Annotated in this window: 22 protein-coding genes and 1 riboswitch; of the genes, 17 read left to right on the forward strand and 5 right to left on the reverse strand. The window is 44.5% G+C overall.

Annotation, left to right across the window (positions count from 1 at the left end; translation table 11 throughout):
- The 6 genes from ftsY to glpG all read left to right on the forward strand — a co-directional run.
- On the forward strand, positions 1–1,110 hold a 1,110-nt coding region (gene ftsY / locus ACQEXS_RS21270; RefSeq protein ID WP_427015113.1), incomplete at its 5' end, for a signal recognition particle-docking protein FtsY.
- A 53-nt stretch (positions 1,111–1,163) separates the two neighbouring features.
- Complete coding sequence (ftsE, locus tag ACQEXS_RS21275; protein WP_367987547.1) at positions 1,164–1,838, forward strand: cell division ATP-binding protein FtsE; 675 nt, start codon at positions 1,164–1,166, stop codon at positions 1,836–1,838.
- On the forward strand, positions 1,828–2,796 hold the full coding sequence (gene ftsX / locus ACQEXS_RS21280; protein WP_427015114.1) for a permease-like cell division protein FtsX: 969 nt from the start codon (positions 1,828–1,830) through the stop codon (positions 2,794–2,796). The genes ftsE and ftsX overlap by 11 nt, the downstream gene beginning before the upstream one ends.
- A gap of 167 nt (positions 2,797–2,963) precedes the next feature.
- Positions 2,964–3,821 (forward strand): RNA polymerase sigma factor RpoH, encoded by an 858-nt coding sequence (rpoH, locus tag ACQEXS_RS21285; RefSeq protein ID WP_427012069.1) that lies wholly within the window; start codon positions 2,964–2,966, stop codon positions 3,819–3,821.
- Positions 3,822–4,216: 395 nt separating this feature from the next.
- The gene (gene glpE, locus ACQEXS_RS21290) at positions 4,217–4,537 is read left to right on the forward strand and encodes a thiosulfate sulfurtransferase GlpE (protein ID WP_367987544.1); all 321 of its coding nucleotides are present in this window, start codon (positions 4,217–4,219) and stop codon (positions 4,535–4,537) included.
- A 9-nt stretch (positions 4,538–4,546) separates the two neighbouring features.
- Positions 4,547–5,380 (forward strand): rhomboid family intramembrane serine protease GlpG, encoded by an 834-nt coding sequence (gene glpG / locus ACQEXS_RS21295; RefSeq protein WP_427015115.1) that lies wholly within the window; start codon positions 4,547–4,549, stop codon positions 5,378–5,380.
- Between the two features lie 33 nt (positions 5,381–5,413).
- On the opposite strand, the gene ACQEXS_RS21300 is transcribed toward glpG, so the two are convergent.
- Entirely contained in the window at positions 5,414–5,821 is a 408-nt protein-coding gene (locus tag ACQEXS_RS21300; protein ID WP_367987542.1) for a flagellar basal body-associated protein FliL, read from the reverse strand.
- Positions 5,822–5,985: 164 nt separating this feature from the next.
- On the opposite strand from ACQEXS_RS21300, the gene ACQEXS_RS21305 reads away from it, so the two are divergent.
- Positions 5,986–6,525, forward strand: coding sequence for a chorismate lyase (locus ACQEXS_RS21305; protein WP_427015116.1), 540 nt, complete (start codon positions 5,986–5,988; stop codon positions 6,523–6,525).
- Positions 6,526–7,380 (forward strand): 4-hydroxybenzoate octaprenyltransferase, encoded by an 855-nt coding sequence (ubiA, locus tag ACQEXS_RS21310; RefSeq protein WP_427015117.1) that lies wholly within the window; start codon positions 6,526–6,528, stop codon positions 7,378–7,380. It abuts the gene before it with no gap.
- Between the two features lie 44 nt (positions 7,381–7,424).
- Here the strand turns inward: ubiA and plsB are convergent, their stop codons facing one another.
- Positions 7,425–9,848, reverse strand: a complete 2,424-nt coding sequence (plsB, locus tag ACQEXS_RS21315) for a glycerol-3-phosphate 1-O-acyltransferase PlsB (protein ID WP_427015118.1) — start codon at positions 9,846–9,848, stop codon at positions 7,425–7,427.
- A 180-nt stretch (positions 9,849–10,028) separates the two neighbouring features.
- On the opposite strand from plsB, the gene ACQEXS_RS21320 reads away from it, so the two are divergent.
- The 4 genes from ACQEXS_RS21320 (at position 10,029) to dinF (ending at position 13,391) form a co-directional block, all read left to right on the forward strand.
- Positions 10,029–10,391 carry a diacylglycerol kinase gene (locus ACQEXS_RS21320; RefSeq protein ID WP_427012064.1) on the forward strand — a complete coding sequence of 121 codons (363 nt, stop codon included), beginning with the start codon at positions 10,029–10,031 and terminating at the stop codon, positions 10,389–10,391.
- Positions 10,392–10,490: 99 nt separating this feature from the next.
- Positions 10,491–11,111, forward strand: coding sequence for a transcriptional repressor LexA (lexA, locus tag ACQEXS_RS21325; RefSeq protein WP_367987537.1), 621 nt, complete (start codon positions 10,491–10,493; stop codon positions 11,109–11,111).
- An 84-nt stretch (positions 11,112–11,195) separates the two neighbouring features.
- A complete protein-coding gene (locus tag ACQEXS_RS21330) occupies positions 11,196–12,014 on the forward strand; it encodes a class I SAM-dependent methyltransferase (RefSeq protein ID WP_427012063.1) in 819 nt (272 codons plus the stop codon).
- Positions 12,015–12,089: 75 nt separating this feature from the next.
- Positions 12,090–13,391, forward strand: coding sequence for an MATE family efflux transporter DinF (dinF, locus tag ACQEXS_RS21335; RefSeq protein ID WP_427012072.1), 1,302 nt, complete (start codon positions 12,090–12,092; stop codon positions 13,389–13,391).
- 41 nt (positions 13,392–13,432) lie between these two features.
- On the opposite strand, the gene sthA is transcribed toward dinF, so the two are convergent.
- Positions 13,433–14,863: a Si-specific NAD(P)(+) transhydrogenase gene (gene sthA / locus ACQEXS_RS21340; RefSeq protein WP_427012062.1), complete on the reverse strand. Its 1,431-nt coding sequence runs from the start codon at positions 14,861–14,863 to the stop codon at positions 13,433–13,435.
- 240 nt (positions 14,864–15,103) lie between these two features.
- On the opposite strand from sthA, the gene fabR reads away from it, so the two are divergent.
- The gene (gene fabR, locus ACQEXS_RS21345; protein ID WP_367987534.1) at positions 15,104–15,745 is read left to right on the forward strand and encodes an HTH-type transcriptional repressor FabR; all 642 of its coding nucleotides are present in this window, start codon (positions 15,104–15,106) and stop codon (positions 15,743–15,745) included.
- Positions 15,745–16,119, forward strand: coding sequence for a YijD family membrane protein (locus ACQEXS_RS21350; protein ID WP_367987533.1), 375 nt, complete (start codon positions 15,745–15,747; stop codon positions 16,117–16,119). The genes fabR and ACQEXS_RS21350 overlap by 1 nt, the downstream gene beginning before the upstream one ends.
- A gap of 36 nt (positions 16,120–16,155) precedes the next feature.
- On the opposite strand, the gene trmA is transcribed toward ACQEXS_RS21350, so the two are convergent.
- Positions 16,156–17,262, reverse strand: a complete 1,107-nt coding sequence (gene trmA / locus ACQEXS_RS21355) for a tRNA (uridine(54)-C5)-methyltransferase TrmA (protein WP_427015119.1) — start codon at positions 17,260–17,262, stop codon at positions 16,156–16,158.
- 148 nt (positions 17,263–17,410) lie between these two features.
- Positions 17,411–17,610: riboswitch (cobalamin riboswitch) on the forward strand.
- A gap of 44 nt (positions 17,611–17,654) precedes the next feature.
- On the opposite strand from trmA, the gene ACQEXS_RS21360 reads away from it, so the two are divergent.
- Genes ACQEXS_RS21360 through murI form a run of 3 tightly spaced genes read left to right on the forward strand, consistent with a single transcriptional unit; the run spans position 17,655 to position 21,025 of the window.
- Positions 17,655–19,475, forward strand: coding sequence for a TonB-dependent receptor domain-containing protein (locus ACQEXS_RS21360; RefSeq protein ID WP_427015120.1), 1,821 nt, complete (start codon positions 17,655–17,657; stop codon positions 19,473–19,475).
- A 40-nt stretch (positions 19,476–19,515) separates the two neighbouring features.
- Complete coding sequence (locus tag ACQEXS_RS21365) at positions 19,516–20,202, forward strand: ATPase (protein WP_427015121.1); 687 nt, start codon at positions 19,516–19,518, stop codon at positions 20,200–20,202.
- A 31-nt stretch (positions 20,203–20,233) separates the two neighbouring features.
- Entirely contained in the window at positions 20,234–21,025 is a 792-nt protein-coding gene (gene murI / locus ACQEXS_RS21370) for a glutamate racemase (RefSeq protein ID WP_427015122.1), read from the forward strand.
- Here murI and ACQEXS_RS21375 read toward each other — a convergent pair.
- On the reverse strand, positions 20,994–21,440 hold the full coding sequence (locus ACQEXS_RS21375; RefSeq protein ID WP_427015123.1) for an RNA recognition motif domain-containing protein: 447 nt from the start codon (positions 21,438–21,440) through the stop codon (positions 20,994–20,996). The two genes, murI and ACQEXS_RS21375, sit on opposite strands and share 32 nt — an antisense overlap.
- Between the last annotated feature and the right edge of the window lie 541 nt (positions 21,441–21,981).

The raw sequence follows: 21,981 nt of genomic DNA on the forward strand, positions 1-21,981 counted from the left end.
GCAGAAGCAGAAGCAGAAGCAGAAGCAGAAGCAGAAGCAGAAGCAGAAGCAGAAGCAGAAGCAGAAGCAGAAGCAGAAGCAGAAGCAGAAGCAGAAGCAGAAGCAGAAGCAGAAGCAGAAGCAGAAGCAGAAGCAGAAGCAGAAGCAGAGCCACAGGCCCCTCGCGTTCAAGAACAAGAAAAACCAACTGAGAGTTTCTTTGCGCGATTAAAACGTAGCCTCGCAAGAACCAAAGCCAATATTGGTGCAGGGTTCTTTGGTCTGTTCAAAGGCAAGAAAATTGATGATGAGCTTTTTGAAGAGCTTGAAGAGCAGTTATTGATTGCCGATGTGGGTATGGATACCACGCTCAAAATTATTGAAAACCTGACTGAGAAAGCATCACGTCGAGATTTGAAAGACGGTGAAGCGCTGTATGGTTTGCTCAAGGAAGAAATGGCCGAGATCTTGTCTCATGTTGAGCAGCCATTGGAAGTGGACAGCAGCAAAACGCCGTACGTGATTTTAATGGTTGGCGTAAATGGTGTTGGTAAAACTACAACCATCGGTAAATTGGCGAAACAATTCCAAGCTCAAGGCAAGAAAGTTATGCTGGCTGCTGGTGATACATTCCGTGCGGCCGCTGTTGAGCAGCTTCAAGTATGGGGTGAGCGCAACAATGTTCCAGTTATTGCGCAGCACACTGGCGCTGATAGTGCATCAGTGATTTACGATGCCATTGAAGCAGCAAAAGCACGTGGTGTGGACGTAGTGATCGCAGATACGGCTGGCCGCTTGCAAAACAAAGCCAACCTGATGGAAGAGCTACGCAAGATCGTACGAGTGATGAAGAAAATTGATGATTCTGCGCCGCACGAAATCATGCTGACGTTGGATGCGGGCACGGGCCAAAATGCCATTAGCCAAGCGAAACTGTTTAGTGATGTGGCACCGTTAACCGGGATCACGTTGACCAAGCTTGATGGTACGGCAAAAGGTGGAGTGATTTTCGCCATTGCAGATCAGTTCAGCATTCCAATTCGCTACATCGGTGTAGGTGAAGGAATTGATGATTTGCGTCCATTCGAAACACAAGAATTTATCGACGCGTTATTTAGTCGAGAAGAATAAAAATAGAAAGCCTAGCTTTCAAAAAAACAACAGCTCTTTAAGAGGTATTACGGGTGATTAAGTTTCAGCAAGTGAGTAAGGCTTATCGCGGTGGCCGTCAGGCCCTGCAAAAAGTAGATTTTCACCTCCGCCGAGGTGAAATGGCCTTTCTGGGGGGACATTCTGGAGCAGGTAAAAGTACCTTGCTCAAGTTGATCTGTGCGATTGAACGTCCCACTGATGGCAAAGTGAGCTTCAATGGCCACGACATTACTCGTATACCTGCTAAAGATGTGCCTTTTCTACGTCGTAATATCGGCATTGTATTTCAGGATCACCGTTTGTTGATGGATCGTAGTGTCTATGACAACGTAGCGTTACCGATGCGCATCGAATCCATTTCTGAAAATGAAATCAAACGTCGTGTCTCTGCGGCTTTAGATAAAACGGGCTTACTGGATAAAGCGCGGTGTTTACCAAGCCAGTTATCGGGTGGTGAACAGCAACGAGTGGGAATTGCACGTGCGGTTGTGAACCGACCGACGTTGCTGTTGGCTGATGAACCGACTGGGAACCTTGACCCAGACTTATCCACCCGGGTATTAAAACTATTTGAAGAGTTTAATCGTGCGGGAGTCACCATCCTTTTGGCAACGCACGATTTAGGGTTAGTAAATACTCGCCCACAGTATCGCCACTTTGAATTAAATCAGGGCTTTTTAAGTGAGGTAGAAGACTATGGCTGCTAATGTTCGTAATAAAAATGCAGCTAAAGGTCGCGTTGCAAACAAAGCCAAAACAGATGGCTTTTGTAAAGTTCACCTAAAGCAAGCGAAAGCATCGTTTTCCTCTATGTGGGTCCGCCCTCTTGGCAACATTTTAACGTTGGCCGTGATCTCAATGGCATTGGCCATGCCCGCTTGTTTGTATTTACTTGGAAAGAATGTGGCGGCGGCCTCGGTCAATGTAACTAGCCCTTCGCAGATCAGCGCTTATATAAAAGAGCAAACACCTGAGCCTCGCATCATGGTGATGAAAGATGAACTCGAGAGCTTACAAGAAGTGGCGGCGGTTGATTACATCTCGCCACAGCAAGGGTTAGAGGATCTTAGCCAATATTCAGGCTTTGAGCATGCGATTTCATTGCTTGATGATTATGCGTTGCCTGGGGTGTTGATCATCACCCCAAGTAGCGAAGATAAAACAATGATAAAAGCACTGGCGCATAAAGTGCGTCAGGAAGAAGCGATCAGTGATGTACGTTTAGATGAAGACTGGCTAGCGCGCTTGGATGCGATTCGGACTTTAGTGAGTACCATTGTGCTCTCTTTGTCTGTCTTGATGCTGGTCTCGGTGTTCTTGATTGTCGGCAATACATTACGTTTCAACGTTCTTGCGAACAAAGAAGAGATCCAAACCATGAAGCTGATTGGTGCGACTGACAGCTACATTTTGCGCCCTTACCTGTATTCGGGGATGTGGTTTGGTGTGTTAGGGGCTTTTGTTGCTTGGTTGCTGACCGCAGTGATCACCATCGTGTTGAACAACAGTGTGGAACAACTTGCTTTGTTGTATGACAGTCGCTTCCGTTTGATCGGTTTGAGCTGGGATGAATCACTGCTGCTTTTGATCATCGGTACTTTTTTAGGTTGTTTAGCGGCGAAGGTCTCTGCTCAGCGCCATTTAAAAGAGATTGAACCTGTTTAATCTTACGGGGTCTTATCTCTTGAAAAACGCGGTTGCTGCCGTATACTTTTTCGGTTCAACCACCAAATATCAACGCTAGACAAGGTTGAAACTTGAAACCTGTTCATTTTAGGTTCAAGATTGGTGGGTTAAATTGTAGTCCAGATCAGATATTGATGAGGAATTGAATGACTAACCAAGCGTATCCAATGGCTGTAGTTACACAAGATAGCTTAGATAGCTATATTCGCTCAGTGAACAGCTACCCAATGCTGACCGTTGACGAAGAACGTGAACTGGCTGAGCGATTGCATTACAACGGCGAGATTGACGCGGCGAAAGGGTTGATCCTATCCCACCTTCGCTTTGTTGTGCATGTGGCTCGTGGTTATTCTGGTTATGGTTTGCCAATGGCAGACTTAGTTCAGGAAGGTAACATTGGTCTGATGAAAGCGGTGAAACGCTTTAACCCTGAAGTCGGCGTTCGTTTGGTGTCGTTTGCAGTGCACTGGATCAAAGCAGAGATCCATGAGTACGTACTACGTAACTGGCGCATTGTGAAAATTGCGACAACCAAAGCACAACGTAAACTGTTTTTCAATTTACGCAAATCGAAAAAGCGTCTAGGTTGGTTTAATAACGGTGAAGTTGAAACTGTTGCCAAAGAACTTGGTGTTGAGCCTTCTGAAGTTCGTGAAATGGAATCGCGCCTAGCAGCTCAAGATGCTACGTTTGAGCTTTCTGTGGATGATGATGATTCTGGCACGTCTTACACCGCTCCAATGCTGTATTTGGAAGATAAAGCGTCTGACGTAGCTGAGAATGTCGAAGCCTCAAACTGGGAAGCGCACACCAATAATCGTTTAGGCTTAGCGTTAGCAAGTTTAGATGACCGCAGCCAACATATTGTGCGCTCACGTTGGTTAGATGATCAAAAAGCCACGCTACAAGAACTGGCTGAAACCTACGGTGTATCTGCAGAGCGAATTCGTCAGCTAGAAAAGAATGCGATGAAGAAATTGAAAATGGCGGTTGGTGAGTTCTAACTTGTTATAAATCGCAATTGAATATCGAAGGCCGAGATCATTTGATCTCGGCTTTTTTGTTTGGGATCGAAAAATGGGATCTCATTTTGGTGGCTTGCCTGTGGGTAACTCTGTGGTAAATTTCTTTGTCAGCTGTCAGAAAGTCGGGTGTATAAAGGATTTGAGCCTATGGTTTAATGGGGATATGTTTTCATTTACACACATTTAAATAAGGATCATCACAACATCTTGTGGATCCAATATGCCAAAAACACTTTATCAACGTAATCCACAAATTTATCCACAGATGGCGAATAAATGATCGCTGGTGGATAACCTTAGTGTTGCCGTGTACTTGTGTGGCTTTGGATAGGTTACAATGGCAGCAATAAAAAACATGATAAATGAGAAGGTAAATGGACCAGTTTAAACATATTGACGTGCAAGGAGCTCATAGCATGTTAATCGATGATGAGGCGCGTTTAGTGGATATTCGTGACCCTCAGTCGTTTGCGGTATCACACCCAACATCCGCTTTTCACCTGACCAATGACACTATTGTCAGCTTTATGGAAGATATCGAATTTGATCAACCCATATTGGTGATGTGCTATCACGGCGTGAGTAGCCAAGGAGCCGCACAATATTTGGTTAATCAAGGATTTGAAGAGGTGTATAGTGTCGATGGTGGCTTTGAAGCTTGGCATCGTGCTGGCTTACCCACAGAATCAGTATAGAGAGCAGTTATGATTAAATTGATCACCTTAACTAACCCAAGAATGGCTCAAGCCTTTATTGATTATATGGCATCGCGTCAGATTGATATTAAGATGATGCCTGAAGGAGGTGGTCAGTTTGCTCTTTGGTTGACGGATGGGCAACATCAAATTGAAGCGGAAGCTGAACTAAAGCACTTTCTTCAAGAGCCGACAGCGAAAAAATATCAAGCCGCATCTTGGGATGTGGCAGATAGTCGCAAGGCGCAATTTCGTTATCGCTCTCCCAGCATGCTAGACATGATCAAAGCTAAAGCAGGCCCATTCACTTTGTTTGTGATGGGGCTGTGTTTATTGATTTTTGCATTGCAACAATTTGGTATGGCAGAGCCTGTTTTTGCTGCTTTACATTTCCCAGCTTATGAAGGGCAGCAATGGCAGCTTTGGCGCTGGGTTACCCATGCGATATTGCATTTCTCGGTCATCCATATTGCGTTTAACCTTTTATGGTGGTGGCAACTGGGGGGCGATATTGAAAAGAAACTTGGCTCCGGACCATTGCTTAAATTATTCCTTCTTTCTGCCGCACTTTCTGGTGCAGGGCAATACTGGGTAGAAGGGGCGAATTTTGGCGGTTTATCCGGTGTGGTTTATGCGTTAGTTGGCTACTTGTGGGTATTAGGAGCAAGAGCGCCAAAACTGGGATTATCGATGCCGAAACCCGTGATTGGTTTTATGTTAGTTTGGCTTATTTTGGGTTTCGTTCAGCCTTTTATGGCCATTGCCAATACGGCACACCTTGCTGGCTTACTCGCTGGCGTCGGGATAGGTTTTCTGGATGCGAGTCGATGGAGTAAAAGTTAAAAAAGCGGCTTAGCCGCTTTTTTTGTTGCTGTCTTATTGATAGAGGTACTTGGTAAACAGCAAATCAGCAATGATGGTTCGTCCAGTTTCAGGTAGAAGGGCAGAATTGAGCTGCTCGACTAAGGTTTTACGCAGATCTTCCCGGCCTGATAATGACTTAATGGTATCTTCCGATTGCTGACCAAGCAGCTCAATCACTGCATCGCGGATGAGTGGCTGGTGTAATTCGATGATGGGTAAATCGGCAGCGCTGGCTACCATAATATCGATACGCACCTGAATGTAGCCGAGTTTTTTTCCTTTGGTGTGGAAGTTGGTTGTGAGATCTGGCTCCAAAGTAAAGTAAGCCAGTTGTGGCGTTCCTTCTTCTTCAGCCAGTGTAGGGAGGCTCATAAGCAAGCTTAGAGCAACAAATATTTGGACTAAGTAACGTTTAAACATATTTCTATCTTTTCTTTCTTTGAATCGCGATACTCGAATCGCCCGAGTCTTGTTACAATAGAGCATCTATTTGTAATAAAACTGCATAAGCACTTGATGCGGCGGCTATAACTAAAGATCGAAGTATTATTGTACGATGATAAAGCTGCTTATTGAATACTAGTATGAATCAATTGATTTCGCTTTATTTATCAGCGTTACGGAATGTAACTTGGCAACAACCTGATAAGTTTAGCTTTCCTTCGCCAATTTCGGAAAATTGGTTATTAGAACAGGGCTCGTTGTCACGTTTATTGGAGTCCCATTGTCACTCTTTAGGTGTGGATTTACTGCACAATAAAACGGTGAAAGCTCAAAAACTTAATCCTGAAGAAGTTGAGTTGTTGTCGAGAGAAGATTGCTTGCTGCGCAAAGTGGTGTTGCAAGGTGATCATGAACCTTGGGTCTTAGGACGAACATTGATCCCGCAATCCTCATTGCAAGGGCAGGCGTTTGATCTCACAAAGCAAGGTAAGATACCTCTTGGTTTGACGGTGTTTAGCGTAGATAACGTTAAACGCGATGCGCTCCAAGTCGGGGTTGTTTCTACCGCGGAAGGGGATTTATTAGCTCGTCGTTCACGTTTATGGATGAATGACAAACCGATGTTAGTCGCTGAACTATTTTTACCTGCAGCACCGATTTACTCTAAGGAGAGAGTGTAAATGACAACGACCAAAGCACGCGCATATTGGCAGTTGATGCGCATGGATAAGCCGATCGGTTCGTTGTTGTTGCTATGGCCAACATTGTGGGCCCTCATTTTAGCAGCGGAAGGAATACCTGACCTGAAAGTGTTGCTGGTGTTTGTGCTTGGTGTTCTCTTTATGCGTTCCGCCGGTTGTGTGATTAACGACTTTGCCGATCGCAAAGTAGACGGTCATGTTAAAAGAACGAAGGGGCGTCCATTACCATCAGGGCGTGTCAGCTCAAAAGAGGCGATTGGGTTATTTTTGTTTTTAGCCATAGCTTCGTTTTTGTTAGTACTCACAATGAATAGCCTCACCATCCAGCTGTCTTTTGCGGGGATTGTATTGGCGTTTATCTACCCATTTATGAAGCGTTTTACCCATCTTCCGCAGCTTTTTCTGGGGCTAGCTTTTAGTTGGTCGATCCCGATGGCTTGGGCCGCGCAGGCGAATGAATTACCGTTAACGGTGTGGTTTGTCTTTATGATTAATGCCATTTGGACCATTGCCTATGACACTCAATACGCGATGGTTGATCGCGATGATGATGTAAACATTGGTATCAAATCAACGGCGATTTTGTTTGGGCGTTTTGACAAGATGATCATTGGGGGCCTGCAGTTAATTACATTGACCATGTTGATTGCGTTAGGAAACTGGTACCAATTAGGAGCAAGTTATTACTGGAGTTTGCTCATTGTCGGGGCGTTGTTCGTCTATCAGCAGCATCTTATCCGCCACCGAGAGCGTCAACTCTGCTTTCAAGCGTTCCTCAATAACAACTATGTCGGAATGGTCGTTGCGGCTGGTTTGTTGATTGCATTTTGGTAATACAAGATAAAAAGAAAAGGCATCCATTGGATGCCTTTTTTGTATTAGCTAGATTGACAGACACTTTCCTGAATCGTGAGCCGTACTTCAGGGTACAAACTGCTATAAAGCAGGTTGGCTAGCATCTGGCATTTCTCCCGATCACTGTTCCCATCACTATCAAGGTAAGCCTGCTGTTTCAGGGTAGTAAACATAGACGAGAACACGCCCTTATCAAAGAACTCAGGTGCGTTGATACCATGCAAGCGACCAAGACGCTGTGCAATATCTTGACTCTTCTGTTCTAGATCAGACTTACCCAGATCAGGGTTATTGACCAACAGGTTAAGTGCAATTGCATAGCGTTGTAAGGTTTCTGAAATAGTGCGGCCAAGCAACATCAAAACTTGGGTATTGGCTTGATTAATCGCGACATGAGTAGCATCAACCGTCACTAAACCTTGGTGCGCTAATTCAAGTAAGTAAGCTTCGACAACGTCATCGAGTTGTTGTTCATCAATGCCAAGAAACAGCTCTTGCTTAAGGAATGGATAAATCAATGCGATATTGGCTTTAATTTGCTCCAACGTCAGTTTTTGCTGGCGGATCAGCATTTGTGCTATCAGCGATGGAATGGCCAATAGGTGAATGATGTTGTTGCGGTAGTAGGTCATCAGGATCGACTGGTTACGATCAAGTGACACGATATCCCCCATGGTATCGGACTCGATGACGAACTTATCGAGGGATTCTGCGTGTTGTACTAAGGCTTCTGCATCTTCACTAGGCACGGTATATGTGCTGGAGTAGGGCACGTTTCTCAGCAACGAAAGGTAGCAGTCGATTTGGTTGACTAAGCTATCGCGTGACAAAGCACGTTGGCGAGATGCAAGTAGGGCTGTTGCACATAAGGTCAACGCATTGGTTGCTGCGGCATCGTTGATGTGTGTCATCATCTTATTGGCTAGGTCATTGACCACTGGTGTTAGCCATTGCGGTTTAGTGCCACCCATCGGATCGATGTCTTTGGTCCACTCAGGTGCCGCCTCATTTAAGTACTGATTCAGTGGAATAGGTTCACCAAAGTTAACATAGCCTTGGCCAAAGTTACGTAGCTTGCGGATAGTACGTAGCACTAAGCTGGCATTTTCTTTCTCTTTACGTTTACCACGAAGCTCTTTGGCGTAGGTGCCCACTTCCATAACATGTTCATAGCCAATATAAACCGGCACCAATGTGACTGGGCGATTTAAACCACGCAGCATGGCTTGGATCGTCATCGCCAGCATGCCAGTTTTGGCTTGTAGCAGACGGCCAGTACGTGAACGGCCACCTTCACTGAAGTATTCAACGGAATAGCCTTTACTAAACAGCTCCGCCAAATATTCACGGAAAATCGTTGAGTACAGTCTATTACCTTTGAAACTACGGCGAATAAAGAAGGCACCTCCACGGCGGAAAATAGGGCCGGCAGGGAAGAAATTGAGGTTAATCCCAGCGGCAATGTGTGGTGGGACCATGCCTTCGCGATACAAAACGTAAGAAAGCAATAAGTAGTCCATGTGACTACGATGACATGGTACGTAAACAATTTCGTGACCATCTTGTGCGAGCTTGCGTACCGTTGACGCATTGGTGATGTTCAGGCCTTGGTAAATCCGATTCCAAAGCCAGCCTAATAGGCGCTCGCCATTTTTAATCAGTGAATATGAAAAGTCTGCGGCGATCTCATCCATGATAGCGTGCGCTTCTTTGCGCACTTTATCGATTGGAATGTCTTTGGCATTAGCTTCATCTCGGATCGCTTTTTCGATCGCCTCTGATTTCATCAAACGTTTAAACAGCGCTTGGCGACTGGGTAAGTTTGGTCCAGAAGCGGCTAATTTTTGACGAGAAAAGTGAATGCGTGCGACTCGCGCTAGTTTATGCGCGATAGTACTGTCAGTGCCGTGAGAATCGGCCATATAACGTAGTGAGACCACTGGGCTGATACGCACTAAACAATCGCGCCCAGAAAGCATAACTGCCTTGGCTTTTTGAGGGCCATTTAATGCTTGTAAGTAAGGTTTGTGTTGCTCTTCTTTACCGGGTTTACGTCCCCATAAAACCGTTGTTGGCAGCACTTGTACATCAAGCTCACTATCGTATTGGTGTAGCTCAAGCAGTTCAGAAAATAGCGTGATGGATTCATTGGGCGCATCATTATCATCGTTCATGACGGTGGAACGTGATGAAGTGAAAACATAACGATCGAAGCGTTTACCATTAATTTCGACAGGTTCTAATGGATCCGGTAACCCAAGCTGTGCAACTTGAGATTGCAAGGTCAACAAGTCAACACTGGAGCGATATGGCAGTGCGTAAATAATGGGCTTGTTTATATCAATACTATGATCTTCAATAGGATTTGAAGGAATGGCCGTTCCCTTAACCATAACTGACAACGGCAGTTTTAGCAGTGAACGTGAAAATGATTGTCCGGACGACATAAGGTTCTTAGCCTCAAACTCGTATTACACTCAGGCCCATGTAATTAGTTATGACACAAAACGGGCGCAGGTACTGTGATTTTTAGCCGGCAAGGATAACAGAAACTGGTCCAACCTTTTACTTCTAATTGCGCATGAATGCGTCAATTTAACAAGACTTAATTAAAAAGAGAGAATTACGTGCCCGTAAAAAATATTCACGGTTTAAAAAGACTACGTAATGCAGTTCGCTATTCTTGGTTAGGATTGAAAGCCGCATTTGCTAATGAGCCCGCATTTCGCGAAGAGATTGTTTTAGCTTCATTGATGATACCGGTGGCATTTTGGCTTGATGTCACTCAAATAGAACGCATTCTGTTGATAGGAACCGTATTTCTAGTGCTTATCATAGAATTGGTGAACAGTGCGATTGAAGCGGTGGTGGATAGGGTCAGTGAAGAGCACCATGAACTCTCTGGTCGAGCGAAAGACATGGGGTCAGCTGCGGTCATGATGAGCATGATAGTGACTGGCTACACGTGGTTCGAAATCATCATTCTCTAGTACGAATTGCAATGTGATTCAAAAAATAACCGATTGGCTTTTCATTTATCCAATTACTGGATATACTCACAGTTAACTGTATAAAAAGACAGGTGACTTATGAAGCCGTTGACGCCCCGCCAACAACAAGTATTCGACTTAATTAAAGGTAAGATCGAAGATACAGGAATGCCGCCAACACGTGCTGAGATCGCTCGTGAACTGGGCTTCCGCTCTGCTAATGCTGCTGAAGAGCACCTGAAAGCGTTAGCTCGTAAACAAGTAATTGAAATAATTCCAGGTGCCTCTCGTGGTATCCGTATCTTATTGGATGACGCTGCGAACGATGATGAAGGTTTGCCGCTTATCGGACAGGTTGCTGCTGGTGAACCGATTTTAGCCCAAGAGCATGTGGAAACACATTATCAAGTGGATCCGTCGATGTTCAAACCGCAAGCGGATTTCTTACTGCGAGTTAACGGTGAAAGTATGAAGAACATCGGTATTATGGATGGTGATTTACTTGCCGTACATAAGACTCAAGACGTTCGTGATGGTCAAGTTGTGGTGGCTCGTGTCGAAGATGATGTCACTGTAAAGCGTTTAGAGCGTAAAGGCTCGACCATTTTACTTCATGCTGAAAACGAAGAGTTTGAACCGATTAAAGTCGACCTAACGTGTCAGGATGTGACGATTGAAGGCTTGGCCGTTGGTATTATTCGTAACACGGACTGGATGTAATTCATTCTGCTTATCAATGTAGTCTTTCTCGCTTGATAATCTAATTGATATTCATTATCATCTTCTTTCTGCTATGGACGGAAGATGATAATGGTTACTCAGAAAACGATTTCCAATCGTCGCTATCAAATACCTGCAAACCTATTGCAGCCATTGTGGTTTCGAAGCCGTGAAAGCCTTGTTGATGATGGCTTGGTTTACGACCCAATTGCAGCTCGTGCTTGCCAGCGTTGCGACTTGGCTCCTGAATGTTTATCTGGCGATATTGACCAAAAACAACTTCTGCATGCAACACTCACTCAACTGTGCGATCAACAGTTAACCTCATTCTTGTCTCAAAACCCCGAAGCCTGGATCATTAATGTCGGCGCGGGTTTAGACACGCGTTTTTATCGTGTTGATAATGGTCGTTGCCATTGGTTAGAGCTGGATGTAACAGAGAATCTGCTTTGGCGACAAAAGTTATTCCATAAAAGCGAGCGCTATCATCACCAGTGTGGCAGTGTGAGTGATATAAGTTGGCTTGAAACCCTCCCCGTGCCCGAGCACGCCACAGTGATGATAGTGTGTGAGCATGCGTTGCTCGATTGTAATGAACAAGGTGTTGCCCAGTTTATTCAGGCGCTTGGCCGCCATTTTGTCAATGCGACGGCTTGTTTGGTGCTTGCTGGGGATATGTCTGCCAGTAAGCTTGGACAAAAAATGGGTTCCGGTAGCTATGCTCATGGTTATCAGCATCCCGGTGATGCTGCGTTGAATTATTTACCATGGGCGAAATGGTCAAAAACATTTTCCCCGCTAGAGCGTGACTGTGGACGCTGGAAACTGTGGCAGCGTTGGCTGACAAAGTTTACCTTTCTTAAACAAAGATTAACCCCGGTTTTGGTTCAGCTTAGCTGGTGATCCGGTTACACTTTGCACTCTGTTTTCGCAAAGAGTGTTAATGTGTCCATTCTCTATACCCTTTCCGATCGTATGATGCACAAACGTGTGCTCATGCTCGCGATCCCGATGGTCTTATCCAACATTACGGTGCCTTTGCTTGGTTTGGTTGATGCTGCGGTTATTGGCCATTTAGAGCATGCATGGTACTTAGGAGGTGTCGCTTTAGGCAGTACCCTGATCAGCGTAACGTTTTGGCTGCTCGGATTCTTGCGTATGTCGACCACTGGCTTAACCGCACAGAGCTATGGCGCTGATAATAAGCAACAACTTGGTTTGGTGTTAATCCAAGGTTTGGTCATGGCTCTAGGATTTGCAGCTTTTTTTCTCCTGATCCATCAATGGCTGGCTCAAGGGATCTTTTCGTTTAGTGATGCCAGTGAACAAGTCAAACATTACGGTCAACAATATTTTGCGATACGTGTATGGAGTGCGCCCGCTGCATTAGCCAATTTTGTATTATTGGGCTGGCTACTGGGAACGCACAACGCTAAAGCGCCGATGTGGATGGTGATCATTTCTAACCTTACCAATATTGTGCTCGATGTGTTGTTTGTGATTGGGCTGGGTTGGAAAGTGGAAGGAGCCGCACTCGCTTCTGTGATTGCTGATTATTCTGGGTTCGCATTTGGGCTTATCTGTGCGTATCGAATTTGGCAGCGTAAAGGTATCCCATCGTTTGTCTCTCTGCTTCCACTGGTAGGTCGAGATATTGCCCGTTTTGTAAGGCTAAACCGCGATATCTTCCTACGTTCGCTCTGCCTTCAAGCCACGTTTAGCTTCATGACTTTTCAGGGAGCCAGCTTTGGTGACGAAGTCGTGGCAGCAAATGCGGTGTTGATGAGTTTTCTGATGATGATCAGCTATGGCATGGATGGGTTTGCTTATGCGATGGAAGCTTTAGTGGGTAAAGCTGTGGGTTCCAACAATAAAAAAGAGCTGAGTAGCGCGATGTTGGGAACGGCATTTTGGAGCTTGATCATTTGTTTAGGGCTTACTTTGGTGTTTGGGTTTGCGGGCTCGCAGTTAATCTCTGTTATCACCAATATCGAGCTTGTTCAGCTCCAAGCCGAAATGTATCTGCCTTGGTTGGTCGCAATGCCACTGATTTCCATGTGGTGCTTTTTATTGGATGGGGTATTTGTGGGGGCAACCAAAGGTAAAGAAATGCGTAATAGTATGTTTGTCGCAACTTGCAGCTTCTTTGCGATCTTTTATCTGTACTCCGATTGGGGGAATCATGCGCTGTGGTTGGCGATGCTGAGCTTTATGGCGATGCGAGGTTTTGGGCTTGCGGTGGTCTTGAACTCCCAATGGCGTAGAGGCGCATTTGTATAGAGAAATGAAAACGCAGCCAAGGCTGCGTTTTCTTTATCTACTTAAAACAATCGATTTAGGCCATTGAGAGCGGCAACACGATAGGCTTCGGCCATCGTTGGGTAGTTAAAGGTTGTGTTAACGAAATACTCAATAGTGTTCGCTTCCCCTTTTTGCTCCATGATGGCTTGGCCGATGTGGATGATTTCTGCTGCCCGTTCTCCAAAGCAATGAATGCCGAGAATTTCCTTAGTCTCACGATGGAATAAGAGCTTCAGGCTACCGATGTCTTTACCGGCAATTTGTGCACGTGCAAGGTGTTTGAAGGAAGAGCGGCCAACTTCGTAAGGCACTTTAGCCGCAGTAAGCTCTTGTTCGGTTTTCCCTACAGAGCTGATCTCGGGAATGGTATAAATCCCAGTTGGGATGTCTTCAATTAAGTAACCTTGCGCTTGCCCTTGTGTAATTGCTTGCGCTACAAAGCGCCCTTGATCGTATGCAGCACTGGCAAGGCTTGGGTAACCAATCACATCGCCAACGGCGTAGACATGTTCCACATCCGTTTGGTAATTGGTATTCACTTTCAATTGACCACGAGAGTCCGCATTTAAGCCTACTGCGTCTAGGTTCAGCTTATCAGTATTACCTGTGCGGCCATTCGCGTAAAGCAGGCAATCGGCACGCATTTTCTTACCTGATTCCAAATGAATGATGACGCCATCGTCTGTACCTTCAATTTTCTCGTAGGTTTCATCATTTCGAATCACCACGCCACTGTTCCAGAAGTGGTAAGACAAGGCGTCAGATACCTCATTATCCAGAAAAGCCAAAAGGCGGTCACGGGTATTGATAAGGTCGGTTTTTACCCCAAGGCCACGGAAAATAGAGGCGTACTCACAACCTATCACCCCTGCACCGTAAATGATGATGTGGCGAGGATCATGCTTGAGGCTAAGTATCGAATCACTGTCATAGATTCGCTCATGAAGGAAATCAACATCAGCGGGCTGGTAAGGACGAGAGCCTGTTGCGATGACGAAACGATCGGCGGTGTATAGCTCTTCCGTGCCATCACTTTGTGTCACCGCTACTGAGTATTTGTCGGTAAAACGAGCGGTGCCAAAAATTAAGGCGCATTGGTTACGGTCATAGAAGCCCTGCCTTAAACGCGTCTGTTTGTCGATTACGGATTTTGCGTGTCCGAGAATATTCGAAAAGGTGGAGTGTAGGCTGGTATTGTTATGGCAAAACAGAGGGTTATTGTTGAATTCGATGATTCGGCTGACGGCATGACGCAGTGCTTTCGACGGAATCGTCCCCCAGTGAGTACATCCACCGCCAACACTGCTTTCTTTTTCAATGATGGCTACGTTTAATCCCGCTTTGGTTAATCCCATCGCTGCCCCCTCACCACCGGGGCCACTACCAATTACGATTACATCAAAGTGGTTGCTCTGAGCCATATGTCTATCCTTGTTATATTGCGTTAACATTGCTTTAGCGAGATTTTAACTCATTTACTCTAGTGGTAAATGGCAAGCAAACCAGAGAGTCGAGCGGATCACGTAGAAGATGTGAAATGTGGGAGATCACAACTTGCAGTTATTTGATCAGCGATGGAATAATGGAGGCAAATTGCTGAACTGTCGCTGGCTCACGGTTTTTGGTTATATGCCAATAGGTAAATCGCGCTATAGTAGCGGCTAGTTATTGAAGAAAAAGAAATTGTATCTATGAAATCCATGGGCATTCGCGCACAACAAAAAGAAAAAACGCGTCGTTCTCTGATTGATGCGGCATTTCGTCAATTAAGTGCCGATCGTAGCTTTTCTAATCTAAGCTTACGAGAAGTCGCCAGAGAAGCCGGTATCGCTCCTACTTCCTTTTACCGCCATTTCAAAGATATGGATGAATTAGGGTTAACCATGGTTGACGAGGGCGGGTTGTTGCTGCGTCAACTTATGCGTCAGGCTCGTCAACGTATTGTGAAAGAGGGCAGTGTGATTAGAACGTCAATAGAAACGTTCATGGAATTCATTGAAAGCAGCCCTAATGTATTTCGATTATTGTTGCGAGAGCGCTCTGGCACTTCAGCGGATTTTCGTGCCGCTGTTGCAAGAGAGATACAACACTTTGTTGCAGAATTGACAGAGTACTTAATTAGTACCGGAACAACCCGAGATGAAGCTTATACCCAAGCAGAAGCTTCGGTAACCTTAGTCTTCAGCTCTGGGGCAGAAGCTTTAGATTTAGATCGACGTGAGCGCGATGAACTCGCTGAACGTTTGATCATGCAGTTGCGAATGATAGCCAAAGGGGCTTATTGGTATCGCAAAGAACGTGAACGAAACCGATTAAAAGGCGGATTAGATTAATGTCGAACGAAATTAACCAAGTTAATCGTGGCTCAGAGAAGAAAACCTTAGTACTGGCCGTGATTGCTGGTATGTGTGGCGATGCGCTACTGTCATGGTTAACCATGAGTGAAGTGTCTTTCTCTATTTTCCCATTGATCGCTTTAGTACTTTCAGTACAGGCACTTTATCAAGAATACTTACGTAACCCAGTATCAGAGGATATTCCTTTGGTTGGACTGGCTTGCTTCTTTGTTGGCGCATTTGGCCATTCGGCCTTTATTAAGGCGCAATACCCTGATTCAGGATCGAACTTCTTTGCGATTATCGTATCGTTACTGCTTCTTCTCTGGATAGGAAAGAAGATGGGATTTATGTCCCGACCAGCTGAATAAAAAAATGAGCCGAAAGGCTCATTTTTTTTATCTGATTTACTTACGTTCCAGTAACACCCCAGCTTCCATATGGTGGGTATATGGGAATTGATCGAACAAAGCAAAACGGGTCACGTTGTGCGTTTCGCATAGAATGTCCAAGTTCTCTTTTAATGTCTCAGGATTACAAGAGATGTACATGATGCGCTCATAACCTTGCACCATTTTACATGTATCAATATCCATCCCAGCACGTGGTGGATCGACAAAAATTGTGTTGCAGTTGTAGCTCTTTAGATCCACCCCCGCATCTTGTAAACGGCGGAATTCCCGCTTCCCTTCGATGGCTTGCGTAAACTCTTCGGCGGATAGACGTAGGATTTGGACGTTCTCAATTTTGTTTGCAGCAATATTGTATTGCGCAGAGACTACGGATGGCTTTGCCAGTTCAGTCGCGAGTACCCGGTCGAAGTTTTGTGCTAATGCAAGAGAGAAATTACCGTTACCGCAGTAGAGTTCAAGTAAGTCGCCAGTGCTTTCTTGAGTACAGTCGACTGCCCATTCCAGCATTTTCTCTGCCACTTTGCCGTTTGGCTGCGTGAAGCTGTTTTCAACTTGCTGGTAAATGTAGCTTTGGCCATTTACGTCTAACTTTTCAACCACGTAGTCACGGTCGAGTACGATTTTCATTTTACGCGCACGGCCGATGATGTTGAGGTTAAAACCTTCATCATTTAAACGCTGTTTTAGTGCTTTTGCGTTTTCTGTCCACGCATCATCAAGTTGGCGGTGGTAAAGCAGTGATACAAGGATCTCGCCACTCAATGTTGAGAGAAAGTCGACTTGAAATAGTTTACGGCGCAGAGCGTCATTATCTTTCATTGCATCAATCAGCAGTGGCATCAAGTCGTTAATTAAGCGGCTTGCGGCAGGAAACTGATCCACGCGATATTTTTCACGCGTTTCTTGATTGAACATGATGTAGTAAAGCTCATCGCCTTCATGCCAAACTCGAAACTCTGCACGCATGCGGTAATGCTGCTCTGGAGATTCAAACACTTCCAGCTCTGGCACATTGTATGATGAGAACATTGTAGTCAGGCGTTCTACTTTGTCGGCCAATTGCTGTTGGTAAGTTTGCGGATTTACGTCGAGAGTCGCCATTCGGTTACCTTTCATGGTGCATTCAGATAAAGAGCGCAGATTTTATTCAATCCCTCGCGCTTGTCCACCCCTAAACATGAATTGGCACTTTCTGCTCTGTAAAACTATAGCTTATATCAATTCTAACTAGACAAATTATCAATAGCTTACTAGTATGCAGCCTGCTGGTGCTATCTAGAAGTTTAGATGGCCAAAAGGGAATCTGGTGTAAATCCAGAACTGACGCGCAGCGGTAAAAGAGAACGAACACTCAAGAGACACTGCCTCTAGAAAGAGATGGGAAGTCGAGTTAGTAGGGAGATAAACATGCTCTTAAGTCCGAATACCTGCCAGCAGCTGAGCCGGACATTGGGAATCGCTCAGTAGGATTTTCGCGATTTAGGACAAATACAATGAACAAGTCAATTTTAGCGATTGCAGTAGCATCGTTACTTCCGTATGCCTCTTTTTCACACGCTCAAACATCATCTGATGAAACCGTGGTAGTGACGGCCAGCCGTTTTGAACAGCAAGTCAGTGATACGATAGCGCCTGTCGAAGTTGTTACAAAGCAAGAAATTGATGCAATCCAAGCAATTTCACTTTCTGATGTTTTACGTCGTTTACCAGGTGTCCAAGTGACTAACCAAGGTGGCTTAGCACAGGGTCAAGAGCTGTATATCCGTGGCCGCTCAACGAAAAATACTCTAGTACTAATTAACGGTGTCAGAGTAGGTAGTGCTACTGTTGGTTATGCAAACCTAGCAGCCGTGCCTCTTAATGGGGTAGAACGAATTGAAGTGTTACGTGGTGCTCGTGCTGCTGTTTATGGTTCAGATGCCGTGAGTGGTGTAGTCAACATTATCACGACAAAAAGCGCTTCAAATTCAGGCACTGTTAAAGCGGGTGCTGGTAGCCATGGCCTTTACGATGTTAATGCTTCAGGTTCAGTTTCTAGCGATGCTGGTTGGTTGAATGTCAGTGCCACACACCAACAAAGTGAAGGTTATAATATTCAACCGACGAGTATTAATCCCGTCGATGCAGACAAAGATGGCCATAGTACTCAATATCTAACTGTAGATGGTGGTTTTAAAGCGTCATCAAACCTTACTCTAAAAGCAAATGGTTACTACCAGAAACACGATGTAGAGTTTGATAATCCATGGGGTGGTGTTGATAACACTGATAGTGAGCTGTATGCGTTAGGTTTGGTTAGCGACTATAAGCGCGATAAGCTAAATAGTGTGGTTACTCTAGCCGCAAACCAAGATGAGGCGGAATCTTACGGCCAAGGTACAACACCAAGTGCAATTACCACTAACCGTCAGTCAGTTTCTTGGAATAACCAGTACGCAGTAAACGAATCAGCAGTAGTTGTTGGTGGTGTCGATTGGTACCAAGATAAAGTTAAAAATCAATCTACTGCAATGACTAAAGATAGTCGTAACAATATGGCGTTGTACGCTGGCGGTCATATTGCTATCGGTGAGTTAACAGCAGAAGCGAATGTTCGATGGGATGATAATAGCTCATTTGGCAACTTTACCACTTACCAGATTGGTACTGGGTACCATGTAACTGAGTCAGTTCGTTTAGTCGCTATGTACGGTACCGCTTTTAAAGCTCCAACTTTTAATGAACTATATTGGCCATTAGAATGTGGTCCATGGGGATGTTACTCAGGCAACCCAAAACTGGAGCCAGAGGAGTCGCAAACAGCGGAGCTAGCAATTGAAGCGAACCTAGATTTGATTGAGCTTCGTATCGCCGCATATAGCAGCGATGTTGAAAAAATGATTGCGAGCAATGGTCTTACCCAAGTCAATATTGGCAAAGCTGGAGTCAAAGGCTATGAAGTTGTTGGGTCGTTTAATACTGGTCCTTTGTACCACACTGCTTCATACGACTACCTAGACACAGAAGATAAGTCAACAGGTAACCAATTAGCTCGTCGAGCAAAACATAGTGCAAAGTTAAATACCACTTATGAGTTGAATGATTGGCGCTTTGATCTTAGCTACTTGTATCAAGGTAAGCGTTTTGATGATCTGGCGAATACGACAGAGTTAGATGCTTATTCTTTATTTGATTTAGCTGCTTCTTACTACTTTGCTAATGGTGTGACTGTAGCAGGTAAAGTAGCCAATTTATTCGATGAGGAATATGAAACAGCACAAGGCTATAAAACGCCAGAGCGTAATTACTACGTGAGTGTTGCTTACCAGTTCTAATTAGAACCGCCTTCGGGCGGTTTTTTTATCAGGAATAAAGATGAAGCAAAATGTTATTGTCAGTTGGTCGAGTGGAAAAGATTCCACATTAGTCCTTGAGAGACTGATTGAGGACTCGCGTTATCACGTTGTAGGTCTGTACACGACCTTCGTTCGAGATGAAGTGCCTTTTCAAGGGACTACTATTGACGTGCTAGAACAACAAGCGCGATTAATTGGATTACCACTCATTATGATAGAACTGCCAGAGGTTTTCCCTAGTAATGAGGTTTATCAGTCCAGAATTGTGGATGCGTTAAAAGCATCGGCACTGTCGATTGATGCCGTAGCATTTGGTGATATGTTTTGTAATGGGATTGCGGAATACCGACGCAGTTATATCGAACCTGCGGGATGGCAATGCATTTTTCCATTATTAGGCGAACCGAGTGATAAATTGGCCAAAGAAATTTTAGCTCGAGGAATTCAAACATTAGTCGTAACGACAGACGGTCAAGTATTGTCATCTGATTATTGTGGTCAGTGGTATAGCGACACTTTTTTAAACCAATTGCCCGATAACGTCGACCCTTGCGGTGAAAATGGCGAATTTCATACCTTGGTGACGAGTAGTCCTTGTTTTTGTGGGGAAATTCAGTTGTCTTTGACTATAAAAGAACAAACGGATCGATTTTGCTATCAAAGATACCACGCGAAAACATTGCCAAATTTGATCGAAACAGTATGATTTGCCCCATCTTGTGCTTGGGGAAGTGGTCGTGTCAAAACAACAAAAGGTATTAATCTTTGATTCTGGTGTTGGTGGAATTTCAGTTTACCAAGAAATTCAGAAGCTATTGCCGCAATTAGATTACTTGTACATTTTTGACAATGAAGCGTACCCCTATGGAGAGCTTGAGCACAAAACGTTAATTAAACGAGTTAGGTGCTTAGTCACCGAACTGGTTGCTGAATACCAGATTGATCTCGTCGTGATTGCTTGCAATACGGCGAGCACTATCGTCCTTCCAACACTCCGCCAATCATTGTCGATACCCGTGGTTGGCGTTGTACCTGCCATAAAGCCTGCCTCCAACCTAGCAAGCAAAGCTGTTGGACTTATCGCTACACCTGCGACCGTGACACGCCAATATACCAAAGAGCTGATCCGAGACTTTGCTCAAAGTAAAACAGTAGAGATGTTGGGTTCGACCCGTTTGGTGGATATTGCTGAAGAAAAATTACGCGGCATGCCAGTGAGTTTATCTGAACTTCAAAAAATACTTTCCCCTTTGGCAGATAATATCGACGTTGCAGTATTAGGGTGCACGCATTTCCCTTTGATCCGAGATGAGATTCAAGCAGCGTTGGGTGAGTACGTGATTCTGATTGACTCTGGTGAGGCGATTGCACGTAGAGTGCAGGATTTATTAAAAATAGATAGGGCGGATAAAATAGGGGGAAGAGAGATTTTTTCAAGTGCTCCCCCTTGGGAAGAGGAAGCACTGAATAACAAGCTAATGGCCCTAGGCTTTAATCCTATTCGCCATTATCCGATTCCGGATTTTTAGGATCGTTTGCAATACGGACTTTTAATGTCCTTTGCATATAATCCTGTTCATTTAATCCATTAATGGCTGTTTGTGCATCTGATGCAGCCATTACCACGAAGCCAAAGCCTCGACGTTTTCCAGTTCGTTTATCCTTCATTAATCTGACGGCAAAAACCTCACCGTGTTTAGCAAAGAGATCCTTTACTTGCGATTCATTCGCTTTATAAGGAAGATTCCCTACGTAAAGAGTTTTGGTTGCTGGTGTATCTTTTGTGGGCTCTAAAATTGGGTTGTTTGAAAATTTAAGAAGAAAAGCGGTAGCGACAACGCCAACAACAAAAGCAATTACAGGTGATACTGCAACCTGTGAAAATACGATTCCGCCAATAATAGCTAAGGCGATAACCATTAGAGATGATTTGTTCGAATTCATATAGGAATACAACTTACATATATAGATAAAAGGAAAATGTCTGTTTTAACAAAATAGACACAGGGATCTTACGTATATGCTTGTTGTTTTTCCAATTGATTGATGTGACATGTCTCAAATGTTGAAATTTTAGTCGATAAAATGTGATTTGATGCGTTTTTAATCAAACGGAAAAGAAATTCAAAAAAAGCCTTGTCATTGCATTTGAACTCCCTATAATGCCGCCCCACAGACACGGAATGAGACGGAAGTCACATAGAGGGTCTGGAAAGAGAGAAAAGAAAGTTTGAATAAATGCTTGACTCTCAAAATGGGAAGCGTAAGATACGCACCCCTAACGACGAGGCGCTAAGCGCTGCGGCGGTTAGAAAAGCTCTTTAACAATATAGACCTATCAATCTGTGTGGGCACTCGTTGATGATAATCCAATTAGAAACTTCGGTTTCAAATTAGGTTTCAATGATACGAAGTGACCATTGAATCGAAAGATTCAGCACAGTCAATTCAAACATTACTTATGTAATGTTCAGTATTCATTGAG

This window comes from Vibrio sp. TRT 17S01 (genome assembly GCF_050113695.1).
Taxonomy (GTDB): Bacteria; Pseudomonadota; Gammaproteobacteria; order Enterobacterales; family Vibrionaceae; genus Vibrio.